Source organism: Mycobacterium sp. 852013-51886_SCH5428379 (assembly GCF_001665575.1).
Classification (GTDB): Bacteria; Actinomycetota; Actinomycetes; order Mycobacteriales; family Mycobacteriaceae; genus Mycobacterium.
The window spans coordinates 126228-137101 of the sequence record NZ_LZSU01000017.1 but is presented as its reverse complement, the minus strand read 5'-3'; the positions used below and the strand labels follow the sequence as shown (position 1 = coordinate 137101).

The following is a 10874-nucleotide window of genomic DNA, read 5'->3' as shown; positions in this document are numbered from 1 at the left end:
ATTTAGGACTCCGCTCCGGCAGCACGCCGCTGCGCTTTACCGAGCACGCTGACCAGATAGCGCGCGGTGATGAACACGATGATCCAGAGCAGCAGCATGTAGGTGCTGCCACGCGAGTAGTCGAGGTTGATGATCGAGTCCTCGAACGCGCCGATCTGCAGGGTCCGGGTGGCGACGCCGGGGCCGCCCGCGGTGAGCACGTAGATGTGGTCGAACACCTTGAGGTTGTCCATGAACCGGAAGATGACGGCCACCAGGATGTAGGGCCAGAGCATCGGCAGCATCAGCTTGCGGAACATGTAGAACCAGTTGGCGCCGTCCACCTCGGAGGCCTCGAACGGTTCGCGGGGCAGCGAGCGGATACCGGCGAGCACCAGGATCGCCACGAACGGCGTGAAGATCCAGATGTCGACCAGGATGACCGAGAACAGAGCGTTGCCCGCGGACAGCCAGTCGAACGTGTTGCCCAGTCCGAGAACGTGATTGAGGATGCCGAACTGCGGGTTGAACATCAGCTTCCAGATGACGCCTGCGATCACCGGGGCGATCATCAGCGGCAGGATCAGCACCTTCTCGAAGATCTTGCCGATGATCGACGACCGGTTGAGAAGCAGTGCCAGCCCGACGCCGAGAGCGGTCTCGATGAGGGTGGCGAGCACCGCGAACGTCGCGGTGACCTGGACGCTCTTCCAGAACACCTGGTCGCCGAGCACCGAGGCGAAGTTCTGGAACCACACGAAATGCGGATCCGGGTTCACCGCGGCGTAATTGAGGAAGGCGTAGTAGGCGCCCACTGCGAACGGATAGAGGATCCCGATGACGATGACCACCGCGGGCACCGAGAGCACGTAGGGCCGCAGCCTGCGCCGCCAGGTCGGCACCTCCGGGAGCGAGCGATCGCCCTGCGCGGCAGGCTGTTCCGGTGAGGTCGCCGGAGCCTTCGACGTCTGAGTTGTCATACGATCCCGGCTCCTAGAGGTTGACCTTGGAGGTGTTGGTCTTGGCGAGGCTGGCGAGCCGCGAACGCGCGTCGTCCCCGCCGTAGATGTCCTGCAGGGCCACCGCCCAGTTCTGCGTGGTGTCGAAGAACTTCTTCTGGGGCGTGAACTGGATCCGCGATTGACCGATCACGGTCTCGAACGCCTCGAGGTAGCCGTACTGGTCGGCAGCAACCCGCTTGAAGGTGGTGTCGAAGACCGATTTGCGCACCGGGTCTGCGTACGTGCCGCCCTCTACGGCCTTGTTCATTGAGTCCTTGCCGGTGGCCCACTGGATGAACAGCCAGGCGGGCAGCTTGTTCCGGGAGGCGGCGCTCATGGCCCAGCTCCAGGTCCACAGGTTGGTCTTGTAGTTGCCGTCGGGACCCGCCGGACCCGCGTACCAGGCGATGTTGCCGGCCTCCCGGCTGGCTCCCGGCTTGTTCTTGGGATAGGTGGCGCTGTCGGCGTCGAACACCATCATCGCCTTGCCGTCACCGAGGTCGCCGGTGGCATTCGGGTAGTCGTAGGTGGTCCACGACGTCGGGCCCGCTTCGTGCTGCATGGTGATCCACTTCTCGGTGAAGTCGACCGCCTGATCGCTGTCCATCTCGGCGATGAGCTCGCGCCCGTTCCAGCTGTAGTCCACGGCGCCCTGACGGGTGTACTGCGTCATGAACCCGGGGTGGATGGTGGCCCACGATTTCGATCCGCGCGTCGAGATGCCGTACTGGTTGTTGGCACGGTCGGTGAGGTCCACGGCGAGCTGGATGAAATCGTCGAGGTTGTCGGGCAGCCTGGTGATGCCCTTCTCGTCGAACACCCGCTTGTTGTAGGCCACGACGTTGTTCTCGAACCCCCACGGGATCGCCCACTGGCCGCCGGTGCCAAGCGGATTGCCGAGCGTGAAATCCCACCGAGTCGAGGTGCGCAGGCCCTCGAAGATGTCTTCGAAGTCGTACTCCGCGTGGGTCGCCGAGCTGTTCTGCAGCCAGGGCGTCAGATCCTCGACCCAACCCGGCGGACCGTACTGCCAGATGAAGTAGGCGCCGAGCATGAACGCATCGTGTTTTCCCGAGCCGCCTGCGAGTTCGGTGTTGAGCTTGGTGAAGTAGTCGGCCTCGGGTACCAGGTCGACGTTGACGTTGATCCCGGTGAGTTCCGTGAACTCCTTGAGCAGCGGCTGATAGGACAGCTGGTACGGGTGTGGCGTCTGCAGGATGTTGATGGTCGACCCGGCCGCCTTGCGCCAGTCGAATCCGCCGGACACCTCGCCGGCGCCGTTGGGTGCGCCGGCCGTACCGCCCACGCCGCAGGCCGACAGCACGGGAAGTGCCGCCGCGGCAGCGCCCATGGCGGCCAACATGTTCCGCCGCGACAGGGTCGGGCCGGTGACGCGGCGCCCAGGGTTGCGATTCATGTACTCGATGCCTCTCAGGCCGGAATGAGCGAGACCTTGACCGATTCCTGACCACTCGCCACCAGATCGAGCCCCTGTTGGAACTCGGTCAGTGGCAGTTGGTGAGAACAGATCTCGTCCAGGGGCAGAACGCCCGACTCGATCATCTTGATCGCCGCGGGCCAGCAGTACGGGCCCAGATGGGCGCCGAGCACGTCGAGTTCCTTGTCATCGCTGATGATGCTCCAGTCAACGGTGACGTCGCTGCCGAAGACCCCGTACTCGACGTAGCGGCCGAGTTTGCGAAGGAGGTTGAGCCCCTGGGGGACCGCGGACGTATGGCCGGTGCCCTCGAGGTAGACGTCGGCGCCGTAGCCGTCGGTGAGCTCCCGCACGATCGAGACGGCGTCCTCTTCGGCGATGTTGATGGTGATGTCGGCCCCGCACTTCTCGGCGAGCTCGAGCTTGTCGGGGGCGAGGTCCAGGGCGATCACATGCATCGGATTCTTGGCTCGCGCTCCGGCGATCATGCCCAGACCGATCGGTCCGCAGCCCGCGACGACCACGGTGTCCTCGAAGGTGATCTGGCCGCGCTCGACGGCGTGCAGCGAACAGGACAGCGGCTCGGCGAATGCGGCGTGCTGCGGGGCCACGTCCCGGGACACCTTGTGTACCAGAGCCTCTCGCGGATAGACCATGTAGCTCGCCATGGCGCCGGGCGTGCGTCGCTTGAATCCGTAGAGGTCGTGCGGTTGGCACATGTGGTACTGGCCGCGTTTGCAGAAGCGGCACTCCCAGCACGGGACGATCTGCTCGGAGACCACCCGATCGCCCACCTCGATCCCCCACCGCCGCGCCGCCTCTTCGTCCAGTTCGACGACGGTGCCGACGAATTCGTGGCCGGGGATGACCATCGTCTCGGCCCAGGCCGGACGGTTCTCGTCGCCCCAGAACTTCGCGGCACCGTGATAGCACTTCAGGTCGCTGGCGCAGATACCCACCGCCTCGACGCGGATGAGCGCCTCCCCGGGCCCGCGGGTGGGTACGGCGATCTCCTCGAGGCGGTAGTCGCGGGGTCCGTGGCAGACGACGGCCTGCATCTTCTCCGGTATCGGATCGGTCATCGGGTGGCTCCTCAGAGTGTGGCTGGGCTCACATTAAACCAGGCCGTGCACAGATGTCCAGAACATCGGTTCAATGAGAATCGGCGCAGCAACAACTGTTCAGTGTCATACTTCTCGGGTGCCACGGTCCGCACAGTCCGCGCTTCCCGCCGGTGACGAAAACCCTGCTCCCGAGGGTGACGCCGGGCATGTCTCCGCGTCGCTGCTCTACGCGGCGGCGAAGCTGTACTACACCGAGGACGCCACCCAGGCGGAGGTGGCCACACAGCTGGGCACCAGCCGGGCGACCGTGAGCCGGTTGCTGGCCGAGGCCAAGCGGCGCGGCATCGTGCGTATCGAGGTGGTTCCGCCCGCGGAGGTCACGAGCGGCGATCTGGCCGATCGTGTCGCGCGGGCGCTGTCGCTGGCGACAGTGTTCCTCAGTCATCCGCTGCCACACCCCGGGCCGGGCCGCGGCATCGTCGACGTGATGGGTGCTGCGCTGGCGCCGGTGGTCGGCCGTGCGCTGTCCGCGGCGGGGCTGCTTCCGGGGGACGTGCTGCTGGTGTCGTCGGGACGCACGGTGTACGAGGTCGCTCAGTACGATCTGGTGCCGTTACCGGGTGTGCTGGTGGCGCCGACCGTCGGCGGGAACGATCAGCCCGAGGAGTGGTACCAGACCAACGAGATCACCCGGCGCGTCGCCAACCGCGTCAACGGCAGGCCCAACTATCTGTTCGCCCCCGCGCTGCCAGGCCCCGACCTCTATCAGTCACTGCTCAACGATCCGAGCATCCAGCGGGTGTTGCATCTGTGGCCGCACGCGCGTTGCGCGCTGATGGGAGTCGGCGCACCGCCGTTGATGCGCTCGGACATCCCGCAATTCGTGCCGACGGGGTCGTCGTCGCTGCGCGCTGCGGTGGGCGATGTGTGTTCACGGTTCTACGACTCCCGCGGCGATGAGGTGGAATTCGAAGGCAGCGACCGTCTGATCGCGGTGGGCCTCGAGGCGCTGCGCCACATCCCGGTCACGATTGCGGTCGCGGTCGGGCCGGACAAGGTGGCCTCGATCATCGCGGGCGCCCGTGGCGGCTACTTCAATCAGCTCGTGACCGACCCGTCGACGGCGGCGGCGATCCTCGACGCCGTGAACAGCGGTGAAGGGCCCGGTCCGGCAACCTAATCCGGATCGGCTGCCGCGAGGCGGTGCACCTGCGTCCGCGTCGCCGGGTACAGCTCACGCCACGTGGCGTACAACTCGTCGTAGAGCCCGCGGTGCCGGGGGTCGGGTTCGATCTCCCGTGCGACCCTGGCCCAGTCGGTTCCGGAGTCGACGAGCCCGGTGCCGATCGCGGCCAGCAGAGCGTCGCCGTAACACGCACCGATCGCCTGCTCGGGCACCAGTTGTGTGCGCCCGGTGACGTCGCTGAGCGTCTGTGTCCAGACCGGGCTCTGCAGGCCGCCGCCGACGGCGACGGTCCGCAGTCCCGAATGTGCGTCGTCGAACCGTTCGAGGATCTCGCGGATGCCGAACGAGATCCCCTCGTACGCCGCGCGGAACAGATGCCCGCGGGTGTGGCGCAGTGTCAGGCCGGCCACCACCCCGCGGGCATGCGGATCGAACACCGGGGTCCGCTCGCCGGCCAGATACGGCAGCATCAGCAGGCCTTCGCTGCCCGGCGGTACCTGTTGTGCCTCGGCCACCAGTTCATCGAACGACGGGCCGCCGGTGGTCTCCTGCAGCCACCGGATCAGACTGCCTGCCGTCGATGTCCCGGCGGCCAGCGCGAGGGTGTCACGTTCGACACCGGTGGTGGTCCACAGCGTCGGGTCGCTGTAGTACTCGTCGATGACCTGGACCAGGAACATGGTGGAGCCGTACATCAGCATCTGGTCACCGGGCCGGCGCACACCGACCGAGAAGGCCTCCGAATACGCGTCCACGGTGCCCGCGCACACCGGTGTGCCCTCCGGTACACCGGTCTGCTCGGACGCGGTGCGGGTCACCGTACCCACGACCTCACTCGGCCAGACCAGCTGCGGCAGCGGAAGGTGGCCGCAGATGCGGTCCGCCCACTCGCGATTCCACTCGAATGAACGGGTGGCGTAGAGCGGATCGCACTGACTGGCGGTGTGGTGATCCTGCACGTACTCGCCGGTGAGTTTGGCGACCACGTACGAGTTCGACCCGTACCAGCCGGCGGCCCGTTCGAACACCTCGGGTTCGTGTCGGCGCACCCACTCCAGTTTGGGACCGACGGCCTGGCTGGACAATCGGGTGCCGGCCCGTTCGAGTATGGCCTGCTCCCCGAATTCCGCTGTCAGAGAATCGATTTCCGCGGTAGAACGGGTGTCGATTCCGTAGAGGATCGCCGGCCGCAGGGGCCGCAGCGCGGCGTCGCACAGCACCAGGCACGGCCCCACGCCGCTGACGCACATCCCCGCCACGGTCGCGCCGGCGGGCACCTGCGTCATCAGCGCCGAACTTATGTCACACACCTCGCGCCACCAGAGGCCGTCGGCGTCAACCTCGGCCCACCCGGGTCGGGGCAGACTCATCGCATGGGAGACGGTCTCGGAGGCGAGCACGGTGCCCGCCGCGTCGACGAGCACCCCCTTGGAGCTCCCCGTGCCGAGGTCGATACCGAGCAGCAGGTCCACGGATGAACCCTACGTGCCGGCGGCCCGCGTCAGCGGGTCCTGTCGGGGAACGGATCGTCGGAGAAATCGATCTGCGCGGCCGGGTTGCTCACCGCGGTCACCATCCCCGACCCGAACGCCCCGGCGCGGTCGAACAGCGTCGCCGTCCCGACCGAGATCCCGTCCGCCGCCCAGTGTGAATCGGCCTCCACACCGATCCACTCGTCGAGCGGCAGGCGGGCCAGCGCGACGGTCAGATCCCCGTTGATGTAGCCGACGCCCGCGGTACCGAGATTGGTGACCAGGCTGGTGCCCTCGGCCGCCATCACCGCGCGGACGAACGGGCTGTTGTCCGTACCGTCGACGACGTCGATCACCCGGTTGAGCGTGCGTTTGCGCGCGGCGTTCTGGTGGTCGACGATCGCCGAGGTCCAGCCGTTTCCGTCGCTACCGAGGTGGATTCCGTTCGGCGAGTTCAGCTCTCGCGGAGGCTCGAATCGGTCGTCTCGCACCCACTCCTGCCCGCGCGGCGGTTCGGCGCGGCGGTACTGCACCAGCGTCGCGCGGGCGACGGTGACGCCCTCCTGCACCAGTTCGCATTCGGAGTTGCGCACGCGGCGTCCGTCGCGGATCAGGTTGCTCTTGATCGTGGTGCGGACCCCGCGCGCGGCCCGGAACAGGTCCACAGTGAGCCGGGAGGGCAGGAAGTCGGCGAGGCCGTACTCCTCCTCGAGGGCCCGTGCCGCCAACCCGACGACAGCCGGACCGTTGAGGTGGTCCTCCCCCCAGTGGCTCTGCGCGAACTGCGTCGGCAGGAACTCGCCGTCGTCGGTGCGGGCGAAGTGGAAGGGCCGGTCGCTCATCCCGGCATCGTCGCACAGCAGTTCTGACGGGAGTCGGACGGTCGCCGCGAGGGTGGTTCATCGTGCGGTGCCGGGGTACGGACCGAGCATGACTACTTCAACGACCGACACGCCCCTGCGCGCCCTCGGGCTGGTGTGCACACTCAAGCAGAGCCCCGCACCGTCGAGCAGCGCCGTCATCCTCGAGCAGATCTTCGAACCCATGCGCAGCCAGGGGGTCGAGTGTGAAGAGATCCGCGTGGTCGATTACGCGGTCGCCCCCGGCACCGAGGCCGATATGGGTGCGGGTGACGAGTGGCCCGCGATCCTCGAGAAGATCGTCGCCGCCGACATCCTGATCGTCTCCACCCCCACGTGGGTCGGCCACATGTCCAGCGTCGCGCAGCGGGTGCTCGAGCGGCTGGACGCCGAACTGTCCGAGACCGATGACGAGGGCCGGCCCCGCCAGGTCGGGAAGGTGGCGATGGCCGCCGTCGTCGGCAACGAGGACGGCGCCCACAAGATCCAGGCCGATCTCTTCCAGGCGCTCAACGACATCGGCTACACCATCGCCGCGCAGGGCTGCACGTACTGGAACGACGAGGCGATGGGCGGGCGGGATTTCAAGGATCTCGACGAGACTCCGGAGGCCGTCGCGTCCACCACGCAGAACGCCGCCCGCAACGCCGTCTATCTGGCCCGGCTCCTGCGGGAGCATCCGTACCCGCCCTACTCCTGAGCGCCGGATCTCCCGAGCGCCGGGGCTGTTCACCTTCGCGGTGTATAACGCGAGGTATATCGACGATGAACGACCCGTGAGGGGGCAGCCATGAGCATCGTCAATGGGGCGGTCCACCTCGTCACCCGCACCGCAGACGCCACCACGGCGGCTGCGGGTGCCGTGGGCGGCGCGGTGGTGAACGGAATCGCTGGGGGTCTGCAGGGCACGGCAGCAGGTATCCGTGACGGGCTCGGCAAAGGTAGCCAATCGCCGGCGGCGGCCGCCATCACGATCGGCGCGATCGGCGCGGCCGGTCTGGTGGAGTGGCCGCTGCTGCTCGCAGTCGGTGGCGGCGCGCTGGTGGTCCACCAGTTGAGCAGGCGGACCGACGGCGAACCGGCGCCGCCCCCGCTGCGTCCGGTCCAGCAGTCGGACAACTCGGCGCGCCCTGCGAAGCGTGCGCCTGCGAAAAAGGCCGCGCCACCTCGAAAGTCGCGGCCGACTCGACGGCAGACCACCCGGTGAGCCGCCAGGTAGGCCTAGCGAATCGGTAGCCCCGTCAGCGCCCGCCCGATCACCAGGCGCTGAATCTCACTGGTGCCCTCGAAGATGGTGAAGATCTTCGCGTCCCGGTGCATGCGCTCCACCGGATAATCCCGGGTGTACCCGTTGCCGCCGAGGATCTGAATCGCCTCGTCGGTGACGTAGACCGCGGTTTCACTGGCATACAGCTTCGCCATCGACCCTTCCGCGGAACTGAACGGGATGTTGTTGCGGTGCATCCATCCCGCCCGCCACACCAGCATCCGGGACGCGTCGACCCGCGCCTTCATATCGGCGAGTTTGAAGGCGACGGCCTGGAACTCGCCGATCTTGCGGCCGAACTGCTCCCGCTGGCAGGCGTAGTCGAGGGCGTATTCGTAGGCGGCGCGCGCCACCCCGAGTGCCATTGCGCCGACGAACGGTCGCGTGCGCTCGAAGGTCGCCATGGCGGCCTGACTCGACGTGCGCCGGCCTTCCTTCGCCCGCGCGACCCGCTGTTCGAACTTCTCGCGGCCGCCGAGGATGAGGTCGCCGGGGATGCGGACGTTGTCGAGTACCACCTCCGCGGTGTGTGACGCGCGGATGCCGTGCTTCTTGAACTTCTGGCCCTGCGAGAGCCCGCGGGTCTCCGGCGGGATGATGAAACTGGCCTGACCGCGGGTGCCCAGATCGGGGTACACGGACGCCACGATGACGTGGACGTTCGCGATGCCTCCATTGGTGGCCCAGGTCTTCGTCCCGTTGAGCACCCATTCGTCGGCGGCCTCGTCGTACACCGCGCGGGCCCGCACGGCGCCCACATCAGAACCGGCGTTGGGTTCCGACGAGCAGAACGCCGCGACCTTGGTGTCGCCGGGGGTGCCGAACATCGCGGGCAGCCAGTCGCCGATCTGTTGCGGTGTGCCGTTGGAGGCGAGCGCGGCGGCGGCGAGGCCGGTGGCCAGGATCGACAGCGCGATGCCGGCATCACCCCAGAACAATTCCTCGAACACCGTGATCAGGCCCAAACCGCTTTCCTCGCCGGACATCTGGGCGAACAGCTCGGGGGTGTAGAGGCCGACTTTCGCCGCCTCCTCGATGATCGGCCAGGGGGTCTCCTCGCGTTCGTCCCACTCGGCGGCGGCGGGGCGCACCACATCCTGGGCGAAGTCGTGGACCCAGTCGCGAACGGACACGACGTCGTCGGGCAATTCGAGAGAGAACGCGCTCATGGCGTCATCGTTTCATGCCCGTGCGGAGGTGATGCGTCACTGCCCCAGGGTGAGCGTCTGTGCGGTGAGGTACCGGTCGAGAACCTCCGGCGTCGGGTCCGCCTCGTAGGACGCGGTCAGTCCGTACGACCACGCCGGTGCGGAGTCCTGACCGCTGAGCACCCACGCCGCTTGACGCGCGGCCCCCAGCGCCACGTACTCGGCCGGCGTCGGAACGTGGACGGGCCGCCCCCACACGGCCGGGGCGATGCGCCGCACCGCTTCGGACCGGGCTCCGCCACCGACGAGGATGATGCGTTCCACGGCGATGCCCTGTGCGGCGATCTTGTCGATACAGAAGGCCATCGAGGCGAGCAGTCCCTCCACCGCGGCGCGCGCCACATTGGCCTGGGTGAAGTTCCGCGTCGTCAAGCCGTGCAGCGCGCCGGCGGCCGCGGGCAGGTTCGGAGAACGTTCGCCGTCGAAATAGGGCACCAGGGTCAGTCCCCCGGCGCCGACGGGTGCGGTCAACGCGAGCCGATCGAGTTCGTCGAAGTCCACCCGCAGCATGCCTGCGGTCGCTGCGAGCACGGGTGCGCCGTTGAGGGTGCACACGAGCGGGAGCTGGCGTCCGGTCGCGTCGGCGAATCCCGCGACGAGCCCCTCCGGGTCGTGCGGTGCGGTCGTCCCGACGGCACTCACCACGCCGGAGGTGCCCAGCGACACCACGCAGTCCCCCGGTCCGGCGCCCAGACCGAGCGCTGCCGCGGCGTTGTCGCCCGCGCCCGGGCCCAGCACCGCACCCGACGACGTCCGGCCGGCGTCGTCGCGCGGCCCGAGGACCGTCGGCAGTGCGGGACGGCGTCCGCGCATCGCGAGCTCGAGCAGTTCGGGGTCGTACTGTCCGGTCTCGGCGGAGAAGTAACCGGTGCCGCTGGCGTCGCTGCGGTCGGTGCGCAGGTCGCCGATGTCGGTGGAGCCGGAGAGCTGCCAGGTCAACCAGTCGTGCGGCAGGCACACCGCGGCGGTGGCGTCGGCGTGCCGAGGTTCGGCGTCGGCCAGCCACCGCAGCTTCGCCGCGGTGATCGACGCGACCGGCACCACGCCGATGCGGTCGGCCCACGCCTCGGGGCCGCCGAGTTCGTCGACGAGGTCCGCGGCGGCCGGACCCGAGCGGGTGTCGTTCCAGAGCAGGGCGTCCCGGACCACGGAGCCTCGCTCGTCCAGACACACCATCCCGTGCTGCTGGGCGCCCACCGAGATCGCGGCGACGTCGTCCAGCCCGCCCGCGGCGGTGACGGCGGCCTGCAACGCGGCCCACCACTGTTGCGGAGCGATTTCGGTGCCGTCGGGATGCGGCGCCGTCGCGGACCGCACGACGTCGCCGGTGTCGGCGTCACACACCATCACCTTGCACGACTGCGTCGACGAATCGATTCCGGCAACCAGTGCCACGCGA

General features: G+C 68.1%; 10 protein-coding genes. 3 read left to right on the top strand and 7 right to left on the bottom strand.

Going from position 1 to position 10874, the window contains the following annotated elements; genetic code table 11:
* Positions 1-2: 2 nt before the first annotated feature.
* Genes A5757_RS06005 through eltD form a run of 3 tightly spaced genes read right to left on the bottom strand, consistent with a single transcriptional unit; the run spans position 3 to position 3500 of the window.
* The gene (locus A5757_RS06005; protein ID WP_066830069.1) at positions 3-959 is read right to left on the bottom strand and encodes a carbohydrate ABC transporter permease; all 957 of its coding nucleotides are present in this window, start codon (positions 957-959) and stop codon (positions 3-5) included.
* A gap of 13 nt (positions 960-972) precedes the next feature.
* Positions 973-2397: an ABC transporter substrate-binding protein gene (locus A5757_RS06000; RefSeq protein WP_066830067.1), complete on the bottom strand. Its 1425-nt coding sequence runs from the start codon at positions 2395-2397 to the stop codon at positions 973-975.
* Between the two features lie 14 nt (positions 2398-2411).
* Positions 2412-3500, bottom strand: coding sequence for an erythritol/L-threitol dehyrogenase (gene eltD, locus A5757_RS05995; RefSeq protein WP_066830065.1), 1089 nt, complete (start codon positions 3498-3500; stop codon positions 2412-2414).
* Positions 3501-3618: 118 nt separating this feature from the next.
* Here eltD and A5757_RS05990 point away from each other — a divergent pair, with 118 nt between their 5' ends.
* Entirely contained in the window at positions 3619-4662 is a 1044-nt protein-coding gene (locus A5757_RS05990) for a sugar-binding transcriptional regulator (RefSeq protein WP_066830062.1), read from the top strand.
* Here the strand turns inward: A5757_RS05990 and A5757_RS05985 are convergent.
* Entirely contained in the window at positions 4659-6140 is a 1482-nt protein-coding gene (locus A5757_RS05985) for an FGGY-family carbohydrate kinase (RefSeq protein ID WP_066830059.1), read from the bottom strand. The genes A5757_RS05990 and A5757_RS05985 overlap by 4 nt on opposite strands.
* Positions 6141-6169: 29 nt before the next feature.
* Positions 6170-6982 carry an acyl-CoA thioesterase domain-containing protein gene (locus tag A5757_RS05980; protein WP_066830056.1) on the bottom strand — a complete coding sequence of 271 codons (813 nt, stop codon included), beginning with the start codon at positions 6980-6982 and terminating at the stop codon, positions 6170-6172.
* An 88-nt stretch (positions 6983-7070) separates the two neighbouring features.
* On the opposite strand from A5757_RS05980, the gene A5757_RS05975 reads away from it, so the two are divergent.
* Both A5757_RS05975 and A5757_RS05970 read left to right on the top strand, forming a co-directional pair.
* On the top strand, positions 7071-7700 hold the full coding sequence (locus A5757_RS05975; RefSeq protein ID WP_066830053.1) for a flavodoxin family protein: 630 nt from the start codon (positions 7071-7073) through the stop codon (positions 7698-7700).
* 90 nt (positions 7701-7790) lie between these two features.
* Positions 7791-8207: a hypothetical protein gene (locus A5757_RS05970; protein ID WP_066830052.1), complete on the top strand. Its 417-nt coding sequence runs from the start codon at positions 7791-7793 to the stop codon at positions 8205-8207.
* A 14-nt stretch (positions 8208-8221) separates the two neighbouring features.
* On the opposite strand, the gene A5757_RS05965 is transcribed toward A5757_RS05970, so the two are convergent.
* Positions 8222-9436: an acyl-CoA dehydrogenase family protein gene (locus tag A5757_RS05965; RefSeq protein ID WP_066830050.1), complete on the bottom strand. Its 1215-nt coding sequence runs from the start codon at positions 9434-9436 to the stop codon at positions 8222-8224.
* Positions 9437-9472: 36 nt separating this feature from the next.
* Positions 9473-10870: a xylulokinase gene (locus A5757_RS05960; RefSeq protein ID WP_066830049.1), complete on the bottom strand. Its 1398-nt coding sequence runs from the start codon at positions 10868-10870 to the stop codon at positions 9473-9475.
* Positions 10871-10874: the final 4 nt, after the last annotated feature.

What these genes read in the sequence shown, in the direction of transcription:
- A5757_RS06005 (WP_066830069.1), bottom strand. Translation starts at nt 959, where the DNA reads ATGACAACTCAGACGTCGAAGGCTCCGGCGACCTCACCGGAACAGCCT.
- A5757_RS06000 (WP_066830067.1), bottom strand. Translation starts at nt 2,397, where the DNA reads ATGAATCGCAACCCTGGGCGCCGCGTCACCGGCCCGACCCTGTCGCGG.
- eltD (WP_066830065.1), bottom strand. Translation starts at nt 3,500, where the DNA reads ATGACCGATCCGATACCGGAGAAGATGCAGGCCGTCGTCTGCCACGGA.
- A5757_RS05980 (WP_066830056.1), bottom strand. Translation starts at nt 6,982, where the DNA reads ATGAGCGACCGGCCCTTCCACTTCGCCCGCACCGACGACGGCGAGTTC.
- A5757_RS05975 (WP_066830053.1), top strand. Translation starts at nt 7,071, where the DNA reads ATGACTACTTCAACGACCGACACGCCCCTGCGCGCCCTCGGGCTGGTG.
- A5757_RS05970 (WP_066830052.1), top strand. Translation starts at nt 7,791, where the DNA reads ATGAGCATCGTCAATGGGGCGGTCCACCTCGTCACCCGCACCGCAGAC.
- A5757_RS05965 (WP_066830050.1), bottom strand. Translation starts at nt 9,436, where the DNA reads ATGAGCGCGTTCTCTCTCGAATTGCCCGACGACGTCGTGTCCGTTCGC.